The sequence below is a fragment of the Candidatus Sericytochromatia bacterium genome, from assembly GCA_035285325.1.
Classification (GTDB): Bacteria; Cyanobacteriota; Sericytochromatia; order S15B-MN24; family JAQBPE01; genus JAYKJB01.
In genome coordinates this window covers 1-20125 of sequence record JAYKJB010000075.1, presented here as the reverse complement: position 1 = coordinate 20125, position 20125 = coordinate 1, and the positions used below count along the sequence as shown (strand labels likewise).

Annotated in this window: 16 protein-coding genes; 10 read left to right on the top strand and 6 right to left on the bottom strand. The window is 68.1% G+C overall.

The features are described from left to right. The first annotated feature begins 45 nt into the window (after positions 1–45). The 5 genes from VKP62_10025 to VKP62_10005 all read left to right on the top strand — a co-directional run bounded on the left by VKP62_10025 (position 46) and on the right by VKP62_10005 (position 6000). A complete protein-coding gene (locus tag VKP62_10025; GenBank protein ID MEB3197528.1) occupies positions 46–921 on the top strand; it encodes a phosphate/phosphite/phosphonate ABC transporter substrate-binding protein in 876 nt (291 codons plus the stop codon). An 18-nt stretch (positions 922–939) separates the two neighbouring features. Then, positions 940–1635, top strand: a complete 696-nt coding sequence (locus tag VKP62_10020) for a glucosamine-6-phosphate deaminase (GenBank protein MEB3197527.1) — start codon at positions 940–942, stop codon at positions 1633–1635. Positions 1636–1680: 45 nt separating this feature from the next. Continuing rightward, complete coding sequence (locus VKP62_10015) at positions 1681–2106, top strand: hypothetical protein (GenBank protein ID MEB3197526.1); 426 nt, start codon at positions 1681–1683, stop codon at positions 2104–2106. A 133-nt stretch (positions 2107–2239) separates the two neighbouring features. Beyond that, on the top strand, positions 2240–2950 hold the full coding sequence (locus VKP62_10010) for a hypothetical protein (protein ID MEB3197525.1): 711 nt from the start codon (positions 2240–2242) through the stop codon (positions 2948–2950). Between the two features lie 128 nt (positions 2951–3078). Continuing rightward, positions 3079–6000, top strand: a complete 2922-nt coding sequence (locus VKP62_10005; GenBank protein MEB3197524.1) for a BamA/TamA family outer membrane protein — start codon at positions 3079–3081, stop codon at positions 5998–6000. A 107-nt stretch (positions 6001–6107) separates the two neighbouring features. Here the strand turns inward: VKP62_10005 and VKP62_10000 are convergent, their stop codons facing one another. Beyond that, on the bottom strand, positions 6108–8189 hold the full coding sequence (locus VKP62_10000; protein ID MEB3197523.1) for an MASE1 domain-containing protein: 2082 nt from the start codon (positions 8187–8189) through the stop codon (positions 6108–6110). Positions 8190–8299: 110 nt separating this feature from the next. Here VKP62_10000 and VKP62_09995 point away from each other — a divergent pair, with 110 nt between their 5' ends. Beyond that, on the top strand, positions 8300–11449 hold the full coding sequence (locus VKP62_09995) for a BamA/TamA family outer membrane protein (protein ID MEB3197522.1): 3150 nt from the start codon (positions 8300–8302) through the stop codon (positions 11447–11449). Between the two features lie 124 nt (positions 11450–11573). Further along, entirely contained in the window at positions 11574–13502 is a 1929-nt protein-coding gene (locus tag VKP62_09990) for an aminotransferase class V-fold PLP-dependent enzyme (GenBank protein ID MEB3197521.1), read from the top strand. Positions 13503–13572: 70 nt separating this feature from the next. Here the strand turns inward: VKP62_09990 and VKP62_09985 are convergent, their stop codons facing one another. Then, positions 13573–14376, bottom strand: a complete 804-nt coding sequence (locus VKP62_09985; GenBank protein ID MEB3197520.1) for a DUF3047 domain-containing protein — start codon at positions 14374–14376, stop codon at positions 13573–13575. 166 nt (positions 14377–14542) lie between these two features. On the opposite strand from VKP62_09985, the gene VKP62_09980 reads away from it, so the two are divergent. Then, positions 14543–15961 (top strand): FAD-dependent oxidoreductase, encoded by a 1419-nt coding sequence (locus VKP62_09980; GenBank protein ID MEB3197519.1) that lies wholly within the window; start codon positions 14543–14545, stop codon positions 15959–15961. Positions 15962–16007: 46 nt separating this feature from the next. Here VKP62_09980 and VKP62_09975 read toward each other — a convergent pair whose 3' ends face one another. Continuing rightward, positions 16008–17240, bottom strand: a complete 1233-nt coding sequence (locus VKP62_09975; protein MEB3197518.1) for a hypothetical protein — start codon at positions 17238–17240, stop codon at positions 16008–16010. A gap of 99 nt (positions 17241–17339) precedes the next feature. Between VKP62_09975 and VKP62_09970 the strand changes: the two genes are divergently transcribed. After that, positions 17340–17693, top strand: coding sequence for a hypothetical protein (locus VKP62_09970; protein MEB3197517.1), 354 nt, complete (start codon positions 17340–17342; stop codon positions 17691–17693). A 26-nt stretch (positions 17694–17719) separates the two neighbouring features. On the opposite strand, the gene VKP62_09965 is transcribed toward VKP62_09970, so the two are convergent. The 3 genes from VKP62_09965 to VKP62_09955 are packed head-to-tail and all read right to left on the bottom strand — an operon-like array spanning position 17720 to position 19536. Beyond that, on the bottom strand, positions 17720–18487 hold the full coding sequence (locus tag VKP62_09965; protein MEB3197516.1) for a thermonuclease family protein: 768 nt from the start codon (positions 18485–18487) through the stop codon (positions 17720–17722). Then, positions 18474–19172 (bottom strand): hypothetical protein, encoded by a 699-nt coding sequence (locus VKP62_09960; GenBank protein MEB3197515.1) that lies wholly within the window; start codon positions 19170–19172, stop codon positions 18474–18476. The genes VKP62_09965 and VKP62_09960 overlap by 14 nt, the downstream gene beginning before the upstream one ends. Positions 19173–19185: 13 nt before the next feature. Next, the gene (locus tag VKP62_09955; GenBank protein ID MEB3197514.1) at positions 19186–19536 is read right to left on the bottom strand and encodes a hypothetical protein; all 351 of its coding nucleotides are present in this window, start codon (positions 19534–19536) and stop codon (positions 19186–19188) included. Positions 19537–19817: 281 nt separating this feature from the next. On the opposite strand from VKP62_09955, the gene VKP62_09950 reads away from it, so the two are divergent. After that, positions 19818–20125: hypothetical protein (locus VKP62_09950; GenBank protein MEB3197513.1), on the top strand; the 308-nt coding region annotated here is incomplete at its 3' end.

The window sequence follows — 20125 nt, the reverse complement described above, 5'->3', positions numbered from 1 at the left end:
GCGCCTCCTTGACGCATGCGGGTGCGCGGGGGCTGGAGGTCCGGTGTGTTTCGTTCACGATGGTGGCTGGTCGCCCTGAGTCTGTCTGGCCTGCTGGCTGCGCCCTCGCCCGCGCTGGCGCGCGAATTGCGGGTCGGCTTCGCTCCTTTCGAAAATCAGAAAGAAGTGCTGCGCAAGGCAGGTCCGGTGGCCCGCTTTCTGGGGCAAGTGCTCGGGCGGCCCGTCAAACCGTTCGTGGCCGGGGACTATCCCGGCGTGGTCGAGGCCATGAAGGGCGGCAAGCTGGATGTGGCCTTCTTCTCGCCGGCTGCGCTGATCATGGCCGAGAAGGTCGCGGGCGCGCGCGTGATCCTGAAATCCAGCTACCGCGGCCGCCTGCATTATTATTCCGCCATCATCACGCGGCGGGACAGCGACATCAAGCGGGTGGCCGATCTCAAAGGCCGCACCTTTGCGTTCGTGGATCCAGGCTCCACCACCGGCGGTGTCTACCCCAAACTGATGATGCTGCAGGCGGGCCTTGATCCCGCCAGGGATCTCGGTCGCGTGATTTTCGCCGGGGGGCATGATGCGGCCATCCTGGCGGTCTCCAACGGCAAGGTGGATGCCGCGGCGACCTTCGCCAACGATGATCGCGGCGAGGAAGTCCCCTGGAAGCACATTCTCAGGGACGATCCCGGCGCCATCCGGGTGGTCGCTTATTCCAAGCCGATTCCCAACGGGGCGGTGGCCGTCAGCCGCCAGCTGCCGGCCGCCACGGTGGCCAAGATTCGCTCGGCCTTCCTGGACCTGAGCAAGACGCCCGAGGGCCGCAAAATTCTCTCGCAGATGTACCTGATCGAGTCGTTCGCGCCCGCCAGCTCGGCCGATTATGATCCGGTGCGAGAAGCCTTCACCCAAGTGGGCCTCTCGCTTCGCTGAGTTTCAGGAGTAGACCCGATGCCGATCTCTTTCCACGTCTTGCCGGACGAGGATGCCGTCAGTGAAGCCCTGGCACGCCACCTGGCTGACTTTTTACGCTTGCGGCCGCGGGCGGTCCTCGCGTTGCCCAGCGGCAACACGCCGATCAAGACCTATGCCCATCTGGCCCGTGCTCCCGAGTGTCTGGCCGAGGCCACGGTGTTCGCGCTGGATGAATACGTCGGCATCCCGGCCGCTGATCCGCGCTCCTTTGCCCACTTCTTCGCCACGCACCTGTTTGGCCCCTGTCGCCTACCGTCCGCGCGGGCGCACGTGCTGAACGGCTGTGCCCCTGATCTGGGGTCGGAAGCGGTGGCTTATGAGGCGGCGATCGCCGCGGCGGGCGGGCTCGATATGACGGTGCTGGGTCTGGGAGCGAACGGCCATATCGCCTTCAATGAACCGGCCCAGGCCCTCTCGGCCCGGACCCACGTGGCTGATCTCGCGCCGCCGGCTTCGGACGTCGCCCCGCAGGGCATCACCATGGGCGTGGCCACCTTGCTGTCCGCGCCGCGGATCGTGCTGATCGCCACCGGCGCTCACAAACAAGAGGCCGTGGCCCGCATGGCCGGCGGCTCGGTCGATCCGGCCTGTCCGGCCTCCTTGCTGCAGGTTCACCCGGATGTGAACGTGTTTTTGGACACAGCAGCAGCAGCCCAAATCACGGGTATATAGGGGACGGGTCCCCCGACGGGGGCGGGGCCCACGGAGGGGGAGCGCATGCCCACCATCCAATCCATCATCTTTGAAGACATTGATGTGGATGTGCAGTCCAACAAACAGCTCTGCATTCATCCCATCCATCGCTGCCTGGTCAACAGCCCGTTTCCGATCAAGTTCAACTTCGCGGTGCTTTCGAGCGCCTACGACTTGCCGGCTGGCGCCTACGTGTGCCGCCATACCCTCATCGCCGAGGGCAGCAAGAAGGAACTGGTCACGCTGACGCACAAGCCAGCCAACCTCGACAAAGCCGGGGGGATCGGGTTCCGTTCGAGTTTCGAAAACGTCGAGATTCCGGCGCCGGGCCGGTACATGTTGCGCACCGAAATTGGCCGTTTCAAGGGCGAGGAAATTTCCATTCGCTTCGAGACGGTCCAGGAACGAAAACCGACTGCCCCCCGGGGCCCGCTGCCACCGAGGCGCTAGGCTCCACTCACAGAAAGAGGAGGATTCAATGGCGAATTCCCCCCCCATAGCCGAAGCCCTCACCTGAGCCGTTTCAGGTGAGGGGGTGCGTGCACCGATTCGTTGCGTGACCTACAGAAAGGATGGTAGCACCATGTTCGGACGGATTTCTGCTCTCGCTGTCGCGGCCGCCGTGTTGAGCGCGTCGCCTGCCCTGGCTTTCACTCAAGATGCGCCCACCTCGTACCTCGGCCAGAACACCGCCGCGGTGCTCTCGAAGGGCGTCAGCTACGTGTCAGCCTCGGGCCCCGGCAATTCCATCAATTACGCCACGGCCATGGGCGGTGGTGAGCTCGGCCTCGGCCTGGGCGGCGCCTTCGCGCTCGCGGGCGGTCTCGGGACCGGCATCAACCTGGCCGGCGCCTACAAGTACCCGCTGTCTCGGATGGGCAGCATGGCGGCTTCCGTGGCGGTCAACACCGCGTTGAACGGCATTGGTGCGGCCATGGCGGTGGGTGGCCTGGGCGTGGCCGTGCCTCTCACCTGGGACATGGGCTCGGCGATGGTCTCGGTATCGCCCAACTTCCGCGCCCCGGCACTGTTGAACCCGATGAACAATGCCACGGTCGGGGCCGACGTGGGCGTGCAGTATCCCGTCTCGCCCGCCTGGAGCGTGCTGGGAACCATCATGCCGTCGTATGCCATGACCGGCGGGGCGATCGCGGCGCCGATCATGCTGGGTGCTCGTCTGTCGCCCAGTTCCACGGCCCACGTGGACTTCAACCTGGCCAACGTGACGGTCGCTCCCGCCACGGGCCTGACCGTCGGCACGATTGCCGTGACGGGCCACGTCGGCTGGCGCTGAAGCGCGCGCTGAGGTGAATCAGGCGGCCCCTGCTCCCCGGAGCAGGGGCCGTTTTCTCTCGGCGCGGTTACCGCGGCGGCGCGCATGGCTCGGTGGGCAGGACCCGTCCCATGCGCTAAAGTGGGGGCGTGCCACGCCTTGCTTCCTGCCTCTCTGCCCTGGCTGTGAGTCTGCTTCTGGTCCCTTCCCAGGCGCGCGCGGCCACCATCTTCGATCCGTCCATCCAGTGGCAGACCATCGTCACGCCGCATTTCCGCGTGAACTTTCCGGCCGAGCACATGGCGATCGCCCGCCTGGCCGCGGGCTACGCCGAGGAGGCCCACCAGCTGCTGGCGCCTTACCTGCGTTCGGAGCCGGCCCAGCGCACCGAGTTGACGCTGCTCGATTCGGAAGACACCACCAACGGCTTCGGCTTTCCGCTGCCCAACAACCAGATCTTCATCTACCTGAGCAGCCCGCCCAGCGACCAGCTCATGAGTCGCTACGACAGCTGGCTGCGCGACCTGTTGCTGCACGAGTACACCCATGTGCTGCACATGGAAAAGACCGAAGGCCTGGCGGCTCTGGTCAACCGGGTCTTCGGCCGCAGCTACTTCCCCAACATGATCCAGCCGATCTTCCTGATCGAAGGACTGGCCGTACACACCGAGACGCGCTGGTCGAGCGGCGGGCGAGGGCGCGACAGCGCCTACCGCATGTACCTGCGCCAGGCCGCCCTGGCGGGCAAGCTGGTGGGCATCGACCAGGCCTGCGGCTATTTCACGATCGACCACCCGGGGGGCGAGTTGCCCTACGTGTATGGCGCCGCCTTTTACCGCCACCTGGCCGAACGCTACGGGGCCGATGCCCCGGCGCGGCTCGCCCATGCCCACGCCGCCAACCCCTTCGTGGGCACCTGGGGGCTCGACGACGAGCTGAAGACGCTCACGGGCAAGGACAGCCAGGCGCTCTGGGCCGAACTTCAGCAATCCCTGACGGCCGAGGCCCTGGCCGAGCGCCAGGCGATCCTCGCGCGCGGCCCGCTCACGCCCCTCACGGCGGTGACGGAGGGCGGCATGCACCACCGCCATCCACGCTTCCTGCCCGATGGTGCGCTGACCTGGGCCGAATGGAGCGGGCACGGCTTCGCCCAGGTCATGCGGCGGGAGGCGGCGGCCAAGCCCCGACGCCTGATGAGCAAGAGCCCGTTCGGCAGCTGGGAGCCCTCGCCTGATGGTCACTGGCTGTATCACGCCCGCAACTGGGACGACAACCGTTTCACCGGCTATGAGGATCTGTTCCGCTTCGATGTGAAGCAGAAGAAGCTGGAGCGTCTCTCGACCCGGGCGCGGCTCGACATGCCGACCGTCAGCCCGGATGGGCGTTGGCTGGTGGCGGTGCAGAACGGCGGCGGCCAGACCGCCCTGGTGAAGCTGCGCAGCGACGGCACGCGCCGCCAGGACCTGGTGCGCCTGAACGACCGCTCCCAGTTTTCTTCGCCGGCCTGGCATCCGCGCCGGGATCTGATCGCGGTCTCCGCCTGGCGGGACGGCGGGCGCGATCTGTACCTGGTCGACCCGTCCAGCGGGCGGATGCGGCCACTGTGGCGCGATCGCGCGGTCGATCAGGACCCCGCCTGGAGCCCGGATGGGCGCTACCTGGTCTTTTCCTCGGACCGCGACGGGGTGTTCAACCTGTATGCCCACGACATGCGCACGGGGCGCCTGTTGCGCCTCAGCAACGTGCTCGGAGGCCTGATCGAGCCGGTCGTGAGCCCGGATGGCAAGACGATCGCGGCGGCCAGTTACAGCCTGCCGGGCTGGGACATCGTCACCCTGCCGTTCGAGCCCGCCCGCTTACAGGCGTTGCCACGCCCGCGCCCGGCCGAGCCCCCTCCCCGGCAGCCTGCCCCGCAGGTCGAGGCGGCGGCGTTCCCGCTGGTGCCCTATGACGCCTGGCCCAGCTTTCGCCCCAAGACCTGGGCGCCCTTCGGCTTTCTCGACGAGCGGGGCCCCGTTTGGGGCTTTCAGACCTTCGGCCAGGACGTGCTGATGCAGCACTTCGCCTTCGGCGCGGTGGGCCTGGGGCTGCTGTCGGGGCGGCCGTTCTATTCCCTGAGTTACAGCAACGAGGTCTTCTTCCCGAGCCTCTCGGTGTTTGCGACCGACAGCACCTTGATCTCCGCCCCGGTCCATGAGGGCAAGGCCCATCAGGTGGTCCAGCGGGGGCAGTATCAAGGGGTGTCGGCCACCTTCCCGGGCCTGCCCAGCATCTTCCTTCAGAACCAGTGGGCCACCGGTGATACGCTGACCTTCGCCTTCAATGCGCAGCATCTGAGCGATATCAGCGAGGTGGCCGCGCTGGGTTTGCCGGCCGAGATCCGGCCGCGCACGGGGCAGACCAACACGCTCTCGCTCACCTATCGCTTCGCCGACAACTACAAGTTTGCCTATTCCGTGAGTCCGGAGGGCGGCAACCTGGCCACGCTCGGTTACGAGAAGGCCGTGCCTGCCCTGGGCTCGGCCTACGCCTTCGATCGCATCTGGCTCGACTGGCGACGCTACACGCCGCTGCCCTGGACCCATCACGTCCTGGCCACCCGCCTGTCCGTCGGCAGCAATGGCGGCAGCCGCGAGGCGGGCGACTTCTTCCTGGGCGGCGCGGATTCGGCCACCTTGCTGTCGAACGTGGATCTGCGCACGGCCAGCGGCGTGGGCACCCGGGGCGTGCCGCTGCGCGGCTATGGCTTCGCCACCCAGCGCGGGCCCAACGCCGCCTCGCTGTCGGTCGAATGGCGTTTCCCGTTGCTGGCGGTGCAGCGGGGCGTCGGCGTGTTCCCGTTATTCTTGCGCAACCTGCACGGGGCGGCCTTCCTGGAGGCCGGGCAGGCCTGGGGCGGGCCATTCGATTGGCGCCGCAGCTTGCTGGACACCGGCTTCGAGTTGCGCGCGCAGACCCACGTGCAGCAGGCGCCCACCGAACTGCGGCTGGGCGTCGGCCAGGGCCTGGTCAATCCGGGCAGTGGGCTGCTCTGGCCGACGGCCTACGCCGAGCTCGGTTCGTATTTCTGAGCGGCGGGGCAACCGCCGGCGCCGGAAGCGCGGGCGTGCTGCTCCCCCGGGTGAGCGTGTGGGGCGCCCCCGCGGCGTGCGTGGGGGGCAGGCCGGGACGGGCTCGCTCAGGCGTCGCCCCCGTGCGGGCTGGGTTCTGGCGGGAGGGACGGGCCGGCCAGGGGCAGGTTGAACCAGAAGGTCGAGCCCTGACCCAGCTCGCTGCGCACCCCCATCTCGCCCCCGTGCGCCACCACCAGGGCCTGGCTGATGCTGAGGCCCAGCCCGGTGCCGATGCCGCGTCCATCGATCTGACTGAAGCGACGGAACAGGCGCGGCAGATCGGCCTCGGCCACTCCGGGGCCGGTGTCGGAGACCTCGCAGCGGGCCTGGGTATTCTCTTGCCGGAGTTCGATCCGGATCTTCCCGCCGGGCGGGGTGAACTTGACGGCGTTGTTGAGCAGGTTGATCAGCACCTGCTCGATGCGCTGGGCGTCCATGCGGACCAGCAGCGGAGTATCAGGTGCCTGCGTTTCCAGGCTCAGGCGGGCCTCGCCGATCAGCGGCTGCAGGCTCTCGGCCGCGCGTGCCAGCGTGTGGCGCAGGTCGACGGTGTCCAGCCGCAGGCTGAAGGTGCCGGCGTCCATGCGCGCGAAATCGAGCAGGTCGTCGACCAGCCGCTCCAGGCGCGTGGTGCTGCTCTGGATCTGACTCAAAAAGGCCTGCTGTTCCGGCGTCAAGGCCCCCGCCAGACCGTCTTCGAGGAATTCGGCATAGCCCTTGATCGAGGTCAGTGGAGTGCGCAGCTCGTGTGAGACCGAACTGACGAAATTGCTTTTCAGGGTATCGAGTTCCCGCAGGCGCATGTTGGCGGTGCGCAGATGCTCCACCTGCGCGGCCAGCTGGGCATTCAGGGCCTGGATGTGGGCCTCCGCCGCCTTCAACTCGGTGATGTCGGAGGAGATGCCGAGCAGGTGGGTCACGTGTCCGTTCGCGTCCAGCACGGGCACCTTCTTGGTGCGGAAATGACGCGCCCCGGTCGGGGTCTGCCAGGTCTCTTGGGGCAGCTCGACCAGCTGGCGATTTTCCAGCGTCTGGCGGTCCGTGGCCTGCCAAGCTTCCACCTCCGGCGCCTGGAACAGGTCCGCATCGCTTCGGCCGAGCCAGAGCTCCCGCGGGCGCTGGGCGATCTGGGTGAGTGCCCGATTGACCAGGGCGTAGCGCAGCGAGGGTGCCTCCTTGAGAAAGACCAGGTCGGGAATGTTGTCGACCACGCTGCCAAGCAGCGACGAGGCGGCGCGCAGCTCATCCTCGATGCGCTGGCGCGAGGACAGGGCCGCCATCAGCACCAGGGTCGGCAGGCAGATCGAGGCCAGGAAGCGGTGCAGCAACAACAGCGATTCCATGCGCGTGGGCTTGACGAAGGGGCCCATGCCAAAGTGGGTGGCAAAGACGGCGAAGACGGCCAGCGTGGCCAGCGCCGTCACGGTCACGCGCGGGCCCAGGCGCAGCGGCGCCCACACCAGCAGGGGCACGAACAGAAACGGCAAGGGGGCGCCCGGCTCGACATTGATCGTGGCCACGGCGACCATGCCCACCCCCCACAGCGCTCGTTCGGCCAGGCTCGTGTCCTCCAAGCGGTGTTGAGGCAACGAGAAAAGGAAGCATAGGGGCGCGATCGTCATGACGCCCACGGTGTCCGAAAGCCACCAGTTCAGCCAGTTTTGTTGCCAGTCGGCGGCCGCCTCCGAGCCTGCCCAGGTGAGCATGGCCGTTCCCAGTGAGGCGTTCACGGTGCAGGCCACCAACCCGCCCAGCACCAGCAGCGAAAAGACGTCCTCGACACGAGCGAGCTGGGGGCGAAAGCCCCGTCGGCGGACCATCCAGGCACCCAGCAGGGCCTGCAAGGTGGCGCCCGTGCCCACCACCAGGCTTGCCCCCAGGCGAGTCGGCCAGCCCATCGCGTCGGGCGTGCCCCCGCCCATGTAGTGGAGGGCGTCGAGGGTGGCCGCGACCATGATGGCCGGCCAGATGCCCACGCCGAAACGCAGCACCGCCGCCAGGGACAGGCCGGCCGGTAGCCAGATGCCGGCAATCGGGTTGCTCGGCAGCGCCAGACTGTTGCCGACTGCCGCCAGCGCCAGGTAGGCGATCGCAACAGCCCCGCAGCGCAAGAGGTGGCTTGTTTTGCCTTCTCTGTCTTGTCGCATGGTCCTGAGGTCATGGTAGGTCTTTTGTGAAGGAATGTAAACCAAACGACAGTGCGAGGTTCCTCCAGGCGAGCTGGTAAGCGGCCCCGCCGGGTGGGCAACATGGGGATGTGGGATGGTCATCGAGACGCACGCAAAGATTCGGAGCCGGGGCGCCCCAGCGCCTGCTGAACGGGTTCGCCGGCCTGGTCCTGGGCTGGGCCGCCTGGCTGGCCGCGCCGGGGCAGGCGGCCACGCTCGACCCCAACATCCGCATGCACACCCTGGACACGCCGCACTTCCACGTCCACTACCCGGAGGGCTACGAGGCGATCGCCCAGAAGGCCGCCCAGTTCGCGGAGGAGGCCCATGACCGTGTCTCGGCCTACTTCGGCACCCAGCCCCTGCAAAAGACGGAACTGACCCTGTTCGATCACGAGGACACGGTCAATGGCCTGGCCCTGCCCTACGTGACCAGTGCCATGTACGTGTACCTGACCGCCCCCGATGCGGATTTCATGTGGGGCCGCTACGACGACTGGCTCAAGCTCGTGATCACCCACGAGTACACCCACGCGCTCCATTTCGAGACGGTCAGCGGCCCCACGGCCGCGCTCAACCGGATCTTCGGGCGCTTTCTGTTTCCCAACCTGTTCCAGCCCACCTTCCTGATCGAAGGGCTGGCCGTCACGACCGAGTCGATGTTCACCAACCAGGGCCGCGGCGGACGCGGCAACGACGGCTACTTCGACATGTACCTGCGGGGGGACGTGCTGGAAGGGCGCCTGCTGACCATCGACCAGGCCGCTACCTACCACATGACCGACTTTCCGGGAGGGGATGCCCCTTACGTCTATGGCACCTTCTTCTACAAGTACATCGTGCAGCGCTATGGCGCGGACAAGCCCGCGGCGATCGCGCGCGCCTACGGGGAGGCGCCCTGGCTCGGCATCGACGCGGCCGTGGCCAGGGTGCTCGGGGGGCGAGACGCGCAGCAGATCTGGGATGAGACGATCCACTGGATCAAGCGCCGCGCCAGGGCCCAGATCGCCGCGATCCGCCGGCGTCCGGTCACGCTCACCACGGCCGTCACGACCTCCGGCATGCACCACCGCCATCCGGCCTATCTGCCGAACGGGCACCTGATTTTCGTGGAAGGCCTGCGCCACGGCCCGGCCATGCTCAAGGAGCGGGTGGGCATTCGGGATGGGCAGCCGCAACTCGTGCCGCTGGCGCGCAAGAGCCACGTCGGATGTTACGACCTGACGCCGGACGGTCGGGCCATGCTCTTCTCCGACAGCCACGGCCGCAACAACTACAGCAGTTTCGAGGACGTCTTCCTCCATGACTTCGTGACGGGCGAGCGCAAGAACCTGACGCAGTTCGCCCGCCTCGGACAGCCGGGGCTGAGCCGCGACGGAACCCGCATTCTGGCTGTGCAGAACGGCAAGGGACAGAACGATCTGGTCTTGCTCGACCGAGAGGGCAAGCTGCTGCGGCGGCTCACCCAGTTGCAGGACCACACCCAGATCACCGCACCGCGCTGGAGCCCGGACGATCGCCACGCGGTCTTTTCCGCCTGGCGCGGCAGCTCCCGCGACCTGTTCCTGCTCGACACCGCCACGGGGCAAGCCGCGCCGCTCTGGAAGGATGACGCCGTCGACATTGGACCGGTCTGGACGCCCGATGGCCGCTACATCGTGTTCGCGTCGGACCGTGAGGGCGGGGTCTTCAACCTGTTTGCCTACGACTGGCAAGCGCGCAACCTGTGGCAGGTCACCAACGTCCTGACCGGCGTCTGCGAGCCCGCCATCCGTCCTGATGGACAGGAAATCGCCATGGCCTACTGTCGCGGCCTGGGCTTCGACATTCACACCCTGCCCTTCACGCCGGACAGCTGGCGCCCGGTGCCGCACCCGACGGCCGATCCGAGCGTGGTTCCCTACGTCCACCGCCAGCGGGAGACCTATCCGAGCTCGCCGTACAGCCCCTGGCCGTCCCTGCTGCCCAAGTTCTGGCTGCCGCTTTACCAGGCCACGCCGGCCTCGATCGGGGCCTTCACGTTGGGCTACGACGTGCTGATCACCAACCTGTTCTTCGCGCATGCGGGTTGGAGCCTGCAGGGTGATGGCTATCTGGACCCGGATACCAACACCTTCCAGGGGTTCTCGCTGTTCGACCGCACCCTGGGCACCTTTCTTTACCAGAACACCCAGTACGACACCAACGTGAATGCCTTCGCCAACTGGTATCCGATGCGCTACTCGGTCCCGCTGCGGGATGGCTCGGTCCTGACGCCGTTCCAGCGCTTTGCCAACCTCAGCCTGGGCCTGGGCTGGAACAACCTGCCGTCCCCCCTCACCAATGCCAGTTACCAGACCGGGGACGTGCATGCCCTCAACCTGAACGTGCGGCTGATTCAGGACCTCACTCCCGAGGCGCTGGCGGCGCCGCTGAAGCAAGCCCGCGTCCTGCCTCCGGCCGGCCGTGCCCACAGCCTCAGCTACGTCTACCGCTTCAACGACAACGGGCGCTTCGGCTACTCGGTCTCGCCCGAGTATGGCTCGCTGGGTTCGGCGGGTCTCGAGGTGGCTCATCCCTGGCTCGGTTCGGAGGTCGACTACTACAAGGGCTTCCTCGACTATCGTCGTTTTGTCCCGCTGCCGCTGACCCACCACGTGCTTGCCTTTCGGGGGCTGGGGGGCCTCAATCTGGGCAAGCCGCAGGGCGACTTCTTTCTGGGCGGAACCCGTCCCGTCAATCCGAACGGTTCACCGGACATCCGCGTGGCGGCGGATCCCGACGATGTGCTGATCGGGCTGCGTGGCTATCCGCTGGCCTCCGTCAACGGCAATGTCGCGGCCCTGGCCTCGGCCGAATATCGCTTTCCGCTGCTTGAACTGCAGCACGGCGCAGGAACCTTGCCGCTGTTTGCCGAACGTCTGGGCGCGGCGGTCTTCAGCGATGCCGGTCTGGCCTGGAATGCCGACTGGGCTACCTTGCCCGGTGCGGCGCCCAGCCAGGGGGCGTCGCGCTGGCCCACCTCCGAGGCCCTGCGGCTCGGCCTTGGGGCCGAATTTCGCCTGAATTTCAAGATCAGCAACAACCCGCTCAACACCAACCCGATCGCGACCGTCTGGCGCATGGCCTGGCCCGGGCTGAATGCCTTCAACGATTCCAGTGGGGTGGCGCGTTTCGGGGTCGCTCAGGGGGTGTTGCCCGGGCTGGGTGGGGTGTCCCCGACCCCCACGCTGTACTTCGATATGGGCACCTATTTCTGAACGGCGGGGTCACACTCGCCCGTTTCGTTTCAGGCGAGGTCCGTGAGCCGAGGCCCGGACCGGTGAGCCCCACGGTTGGCCGGGTAGAAACGGAGGGTGGCCGAGAGCGGCCAAGGAGCCCGATATGCGTGACCATTTGCCCCATCTCGAACGTGGCCTGGCGGCGGTGGCCCGCTGGCAGGAGCGCTGGGCGCCGTTTCCGACGGCGGCGAGCCTGGCCCTGTCGGACGAGGCGATCGACGAGGCGCTGGCCGCCCTGGCCGATCGTCTGACCGACAATTATCCCTTTCATCATCCGGCCTATGCCGGACAGATGCTCAAGCCGCCGCACCCGGTGGCCATGCTGGCCTATGCCATGGCCATGCAGATCAACCCCAACAACCACGCCCTGGACGGCGGGCCGGCCACCGCGGCGCTGGAAGAAGAAGTGGTGGCGGCCCTCGCGACCATGCTGGGCTTTGAAAGCCACCTGGGCCACCTGACGGGCGGCGGCACGATGGCCAATCTGGAGGCCCTCTGGGTCGCTCGCCGGATGCATCCGGAACGCGCCGTGGCCTACGGGGCGCAGGCCCATTACACCCACGCGCGCCTGGGGGCCCTGTTGGGCCTCCGCATGGTCGAGATTCCGGTTGACCGCTGGGGGCGGCTGGATCTGGCGGCGCTGGCCCAGGCCCATGCCCGCGAGCCCCTGGGCACGGTGGTGGTCACGGCGGGCACCACCGCCCTGGGCGCGATCGACCCGATCGACGCGGTGGTGGCCTGGGCGCGTGAAAATGGCGTTCGCGTTCACGTGGATGCGGCTTACGGCGGGTTTTTCAAGTTGCTGTCCGAGACCGAGCCGCCGATCCTCGACCCCGCGCCGTGGGCGGCGATCGCCCAGGCCGACAGCGTGGTGATCGATCCGCACAAGCACGGCTTGCAGCCTTATGGCTGCGGCTGCGTGATCTTTCGCGACCCTCAGGTGGCGCGCTTTTACGCCCACGAGGCCCCCTACGCCTATTTCACCGCGGCCGCGCGGCACCTGGGCGAGATCAGCCTGGAATGCTCCCGGGCCGGAGCGGCCGCCGCCGCGCTCTGGACCACCCTGCGTTGCTTTCCGCTCGCGCCCAACCACGGCCTCGGCCCCGTGCTGAAGGCCTGCCGGCGCGCCGCGCTGGCCTGGGCCGGCCTGATCGAGGCGAGTCCCCACCTGCAGCTGGTGATGCCGCCCGACCTCGACATCGTGGCCTTTTTTCCGACCGGCGCCGGCTGGACCGCCAGCGCGATCAGCACGGAAACCGAGCAGATCTTCCAGCTGCTCATGCGCGACGCCCACGAGCCGGTCTACCTGGCCACGGCCCGCTTGCCGCGCGCGCTGGTGGCGCCCCACGCGCCGCAGCTGGTCTGGGATCAGGAGGAACTGCTGGTCTTGCGGGCCTGTCTGATCAAGCCGGAACACGAGCTGGTGATTCCCTGGCTGCACGCGCGGGTGGAGCGCTACGCCAGCCCGCCGGAGGCCTGGGAGGCCGGGGCTGAGGTGGTGTCCAACGTGGTGGCGCCCGTGCGCGCGCTGACGGGGCCCCTCAACCTGAAGGCCGAATGGCAGCGGGTCGTGGAGCAACATCTGGCGGCCGTGCGGCCGGCCATGCTGGCTTGTCTGCGCGACCAGGTGCTCGGGCGCCGCTACCACGAGGCGGTCGAGCGTCTCGATGTCGAGCTCTGTCATCCCTATGGCGTGGCCGGGGAACTGGGGTTGCGTCTGTATACCCTGGGCGCCGACGGCTGGCTGGTCTCTGCCGAACGGCCCGACGAGGACGCTCCCTTTTCGGGCAGCGAGCCGCTGTTGCCGGAGCTGGCCGAGGTGGTCCCGGCGGAGGTGCTGGCGCAACCGCGCTTCCTGGCCCTCAAAGAAGCCCTCGAGGACGCCCACGAGCTGGCGGGCAAGCATCTGATCGACTGGTTCGCCGGTTGCTGGCAGGAAGCGGGCGGGGCGCAATTCCCCCTGCAGGCGACGCTGGGCTTTGCCGATGACGAGGAACGGCTCGACCTGCGCTCCGGAGAGTGGCAGGGCTGAGGGCGGCGCCTGCTGGGGGGCGTCTGGCCCTTGGTCACGCGGCCCATCCGTGCCCAGCGGAGCGCCGCGCTCAGGGGCGGGCCAGCACCCGGATCGGGGCGTACCAGGCCGAGGCCTGGCTGGCCGTGTGGTCGGTGTCGGTCAGCAGGGCGATCGCCGTGATCGGGCCGGGAGGCGGTGCTTTGAAGTAGGCGCGGTAATCCGCCTCCAGGTCGCGTCGCTCGGTCTGCCAGGCGCCCGCGCCGGCGGATCCGCTGCGCAACGCCATGACCGCGATCTGGTCGGTGAAGGGGGAGCCCCCGATGTCACCGACTCGGCGGGTCTGGCCCCAGACGTAGGCCAGCCCTTTGGCAGAAAAGATGTCCTTGCGGTCCTTCAGGCCCCAGACGAAGTACACCCGGGCCGCGCAGTCGTCGGTCTCGCGCTTGCGTTCGTCGCCCCCGGCGATCGGGGCCGCGATGCGCCAGCGCCAGGTGGCGATCGGTTCTTTGGTCAGGTCGATCTCGACGCGACGGACCAGCATCGAGGCGGCATCCTGACTGACCACGTGAATCAGGGGGCCGTCCGGCGTGTCGAGTCGCCGGTAGTCGTTCTTGGGGCTCCAGGGAAAGTACGTCACGTTCTCCCAGCTGCGCCAACCAGCGGCGGAGAAATCACCCACCAGTCGACCCCCCGGTGGGGGCGTGGGCGGTGTCGGCAGGACCCCGGGGAGGCCGATCGGGGGCCCGCTGGCGGTGGGTGGCCCCTCCGGCGGGCCAGGCAGGGCCGGCGCGGCGGCACAGGCGGCCACCACGTAGGTGGCGAGCCCGCTGGCGAGCACGATCCGGGGCGTGGCGGGGGGGCGCCAGGGGACCAGATTCAGGCGTCGATCCAAACCATCACCTCAGCAGGGGCGCGTCGGGTTCCATGCTAGCCCGCCGGCGTCATCAGGTAAAGGCGTCCGAGCGCGGGCCGTGGTCGTCACGGCGCCGTGGTGAACTGTGCGTAAAATAGGGAAAGTCTGCGGCCGGACAGGCGCAGGGAGTGATAGGGTCATCGGGTTGGACGCCGACGAATTTGGACTGATCGTGCTGGGCAGCGGCCCTGGCGCTCGCGAGGCGGTGCGGGAGGCCTCGCGGCGTGGCGTGCGGGTGGCCTGGGTCGATCACGAGGCCGAGGCGGCCTTGCCGGATCGTGCCCAGGGGGAACGCTTCGGTCGGGCCATGGCGCAGGTGGCCACCTTGCTCCAGCGGGCTCGCCGGCTGGAGGGGCTGGAGGGCCTGGCCCTGCCTTCCGTGATCGCCTGGGCCTCGCTTCAGGCGCTGCTGGCCCGGCTGGGGGTCTGGCCGCCCCCCGTGGCCGAGCTGGAGGCCCCTGGCGAGCGTCTGCTCGGCGCTTCGCTGGTCTGGCAGGAACCGACCACGTTACGGCTGGGAGAGCGCCTGCTGCGCGCCCCCGCCCTGCTGCTGGCCGGGGCCACCGCCCCGCTGGTGCCGGCCATCGAAGGGCTGCAGCCGGATGGCTATCTCACGCCGGACAACTTGCCCCAGCGCCTGGAACGTCTGCCCAGGCGGCTGGTGGTGGTGGGGGGCAGTCCGGTGGCCAGTGAACTGGCCCAGACGTTTGCCCGTCTGGGGACGCGCGTGGTCCTGGTGGAGCCCTTTTCCGGTCTCCTTCCCCAGGAGGAGCCTGATGCCGCGGCCTTGCTGGAGCAAGCCTTGCGCGACGCCGGGGTCGATATTCGCTTCGCCTCCAAGCCGGTCGCCGTTCGCCACGCCGAGGGGGAGCGGGTGCTCGCCATCAGTGGGCTGGACGGGGAGCGCGCGGCCTTGCCCTACGACACGCTGCTGATCGCCTGTGGTCGCGTGCCCGGCGCGCTGGCGCGTCAGCCCGAGTCCGGTGGCCTGGTGCGTGATGCCCGCGGTTTCATCACGGTCGATGAAACCTTTCGCACCAGTCTGCCCGGCGTGTATGCCCTGGGGGAACAGATCGGCCACGTGTCTGCCACCCAGGCCCTGCTGGTGCAGGCGCAGCGCGCCGTGGCCCATGCGATCCAGCCGGGCGCGGCCCGCTTTCATTCCTCCCTGTTGCCGCTGGTGGTGTTCACGGATCCCCCGCTGGCCTCCGTGGGGCGCAAGGAGGCCGAACTGGTGGCGACTCAGACGCCCTATCGGGTTCACCAGGCGCCCTTGATGCCGCCACCCGGCGCGCTGGGCGGCTCGCCCGGACTGGTGCGCCTGCTCGCCTCGCCTGAGGGGCACTTGCTGGGGGCCACGGTGGTGGGAGAGCCCGCCGCTGAACTGATCCAGGAACTGGCCCTGGCCCTGCAGGAGGATCTGCCGCTGGCGAGCCTGGGCGAGCTGCTGCGGGCGGAGTCCTCCTGGTCCGGGGCAATTGCCCAGGCGGCTCAACAGGCCGAGCCGGCCCCTGTCCCTGGCTGGAGGGCGTGGTGGCACCGCCTGAGGGTGAGGTTCCGCTGACCGTCGCGCTCAGCCCGGCGCGGCGCCCGCCAGAACGGACGGGGGCTCACCAGCCCTTGTGCATCCACCAGAACAGCCCCCAGACCTGAACCGTGATGCCGGCCAGCAGGCAGGTGCGCAGGGCCTCCAGCCAGCGATCGCGCACGGCCGAGGCCACCAGCAACAGGGCGAACGGCAGGAAGTCGAGCGAATAGCGGCAGCCGAACTGGGTGAAGCCGCTCCAGTAGTAAAACATGTAAAAGGTGCCGATCCCGAGCACGGCCAGCAGCGCCAGCTGGTTGATGCGGGCCCGCCAGTCGGCAAAAAAGGCCAGCAGCAGGGCGGGCGTCGAGATGAAGATGCTGAACCCACCCATGGTCGTGTCGAACCAGGGAAAGCGCTCCAGGCGCTGTGGCACACCGAACAGGTAGAGTCTCAGGTTTTCCTGCAGGTAATGGGTGCTGAAAAAGCCGTGTGCCAGCGTGTCGGTCTCGCTGATGACGCGGGCGTAGCCGTTGTCCAGCGGGGCGCCGAAGCGCGCGTAGTTGTAGAAACAGTTGAAGGCCAGCAGGGCCGCCAGCGGCAGGGCGAAGCGCCAGGCCTTGCCCGCCACGCCGAGGCCGCCCTGGGAGCGGTCGTCGCGCCAGAGCATGCCCACGAAAAACGGCAGCCCGAGGAAGACACTCTGGCGTGACAGCACCGCCAGACCGAAGGCCAGACCAGCCACCCAGGCCCGTTGCTTGCCCACGCAGTCCCGGATCGCGATCAGCAGGAACAACACCGTGGCCACGTGCATGATCCACCAGGTGCGGCCGCCGTCGCCCGCATAGAACCAGAACAGAGATCCCAGCCCCATCACGGTCGTCAGCATGTGACGCCAGGCGGGCTGGAGTTCCAGCTTGCCCAGCACCGAATGCCAGACGGCCACCGCCACGCCGCCGAGCAGGGCAAAGTACAGGCTCTGGTGGAACGCCAGGCCCCAGATCGCCACGAAGGGCATCATCACCAACGCGGGGGTGATGCCATAGGCAATGTACTTGTGGCCGTTGAGGTGGGTTTCCTCCATGAATTCCGGCAGGTTGTCCACGTGAAAGTGGCCTTCCAAGAAGGCCTGCGCCAGATAGACGTGCGCGTTGTAGGGCGTCGTCTCAAGGGCGCCGGAAAGCGCGTATATGCTGGCATAGAGCACCGCGATGCTGATGAATTCGCGTCGGTTTTCGGGGAACCAGCCCTGGAGGTTGGCCAGGGCGATGGCCCCCCAGCTGGCCTGGGTTGAACGGGCTTGGTCGGAAGCGGACATCTTGAGTTCCTCAGCGTGACAGGCGAACATTGTAGCGCAAGCCTGTGGCGCCTCAGGAGAGTCGCCGTTGCGGCCGAGGGTCACGCCAGAGGAGGGCCGATGGGCACCTGGAACGGATTCACCCACTGGAGCGCCGGACGTGCGCCGGACGCCGCACCCGAGGAGGTTCGGGCGGAAGCCGAGGCTTTTTTGCGGCAGGCGGCCCAGCGCGGCGAGGCGACCCTGATCACCCTGGACGCCGGCTTCCTGCTGGGCTGGCACCCGGAGCTGGAGACCTTTCAGGTCGTGGCCAGGCGGGCCGATGCTCCCGCCGATCTGCCGCCCTTTCTGGCCATGTTGCTGGCGGCTCGCCACGTCCACGCGGGGGCGGACAGTGAGGGGGAGGCGATCGCCTGTTTGCTTGAGAACGTGCGTGCCGCGGTGGCCCAGCTCGAGGCCCAGCCGCCCGCCTGAGCGCGCCGTTCAGACGGGCTCAGCCGTCAGCGGCTCTCCTTGCAAGGGCTGCCTCCGCGGGCCTCCGCTTCCGCGCGGGGCATGGCTTCGCAGCGCGCGCAGGCGTGTCCGCAGTCCTCGCGATGAAACTTCTTGCTGCGCGGGTTGAAGCGGACCTGATCACCCGGCTGCCCTGAGCCGGCCGGACTCGCCGTGGGAGGGTTCAGGCGCAGGTCTTCCCCACGCGTCAAGCGGCCGCGCGGTTTGGCGTGCCGGAAATCGTAAGGGGAGACATCGAGGGGCTCCTGGGGGTTCCAGATGCCCAGTCCCCTGGCGCGCGCATCGGTCTGAGCGGCGGTGAATTCCGCCACGTGTCGTACGTTGGGCGGATAGGTCAGCAGCACCGCGTGCCCGTTGCCGATCAATTCGCGGTTGATGAAGCGGCTTCCCACATAGACATAGCCCAGCAGACGCCCGTAGCGATCGCGGGGCTGGACGTCGGTTTCAACGCGCAGGGGCTGGTTCAGCATGAGGCTTGCGGCGTGGTCTCGCGAACGTGGGCCCCAGGGAACCTGCTTGAGTTCCGGGGCGTCGATGCCCAGCAGGCGGATCTTTTCGCGCCCACCGGACCATTGCAGCGTCACGGTGTCCCCATCGTGAACGGCCACGCAAGTGCCCTCGAGCGGGCTGGCCTGAGCCGCAGGGGCAAGCAGGGCCAAGACGGCCCCGACGCCAATCAGAAGACGGGATGCGGGGCGCAGCCAGGCGCTACGCCGGCCGCGCCGCACGGCCCGGACGCACTCAGAAGATGCCATTGCCGCCATCACTGCCTGCACCGGCCGGAGCGCCGCCGGACGAGTCCCCGCTGGGGCCGCCGCCGCTGGCCCCGCCCGACGGGGCGCCGGCCGCCCCTGCGCCGCTGCTGCCGGCCTCCGCGGGGCCGGCATTGCCCGCTGAGCGGCCTCCGCGGTCGCTGTCACCGCCGCGGGGCCGCGGGGCCTTGTCTGTCGCCACGCCGAGGGCCTTCAAGGCGTCCTGTAAGGCGTCACGCGGGCTGACCGCGCCGGAGGCCTGCGCCTGTTCCTGCGCCTTCGGATTCAGGATGCGGAATTCCCCGTTGGTCTCCTGGTAGATGTACACGGTGGGGATGTACTTGCCCTTGGCGTCGTAATGGGGCGCGGCTTCCGGCAATACCAGCTCCGCTTTGGGAACCGGCGAGGGGCGTTTGGCCGCCACCGGAGTCTGCTGTGGGTGTGGTTTGCGCGGCAGCCGCCGCTCACGCGCTGCCCGCTTGCGGGCCGAGCGGGACGCGCGGGAGGGGGTCGCCAGGGCCCGCTGGGGCTTGGCCATGGGCTGGCCCGGGGATGGCTTGGCCAATGGCTGTTCAAGGGCCGCCCCGGCTTCCGGCTCGAGGGGGTCGCTGCCGTCGGCGGATGCCGCGGAGGCTGACAGCAAGACGGCGGACAGCAGCAGGGCCGCCGCAAAGGGATATACGTTCATCACGGGCTCCTCGTCATTCCAGGGGGCGGGTGCCGGAGCGGCGCCAGGCGTCTATTGCGCTGCGAAGCACCTCGAGCGGCGCCCCGATCGCCGCGCGATGGTGGCCCCATTCGGCCGCCAGATCCGACACCGCCGTCGCGCCGACGCTCTGAGCGGCCCGTTGAAAGTCGACAGCCACCTGCATGCCCTTGCTCATCTCCGGCAGCAGGGCCAGCACCTCCTGTCGCCAGGCCAGGCGTGCGATGGCCACTCGGGCCAGGCTGAGTTCATCCCCCGCGGCGGCGTCGCGCAGCGACTCTGCTCGCACCAGCAACGCGTCGAGATCGCGCAGGACTTCCACTTTGGCGCGTCGTTTTCGTTTCACCTGGCCCAATTCCGTCAACGGTGTGCCCGCTCTCCATGTTTACCCTGCCACATCAGCGGGGGGGCGGCAGCGAGGTCGCGCGCAATTTGAATGAAGAATTATGAACCGTTGATGGCTCAGGGAAGTCGAAAAAATCGCCCAGGGAGATGCATTGAGCCCCCTTCTCTGGTTTAACATAATGCGTTATTTCTGGACACCTGAGATGGCGCACGCAAGTCCGGTGGTTTTTGTCAATAAAAATAATATGTATTTCAAATGTCTAATCAGAAGGAGGAGACCCGATGAGCCATCCGCATTTCACGACGGTGCTGCGGGCCGTGCAGCAACACCCCGGTTTGATGTCCCCGATCATGCTGGAATATCTGCTGCGCGGCGAAACGATCGGCCGGATGGAGGAGAAAGGCCTGTTGCAGAGTCCTTATCTGGGCGTGCTGTCAGCGGTGGCGCCGGAAGAGGTGGCCTCCTGCGTGGCGGACGTGCTGGGTTTGGGCTGGATTGGCCGTGCGGCTGGCTTCTACCCCTCCCTGCGCCTGACGGCGGCCGGGGCGGCCCAGCTGCGCCAGCTGGACGGGCATCCCTGCCAGGAGGC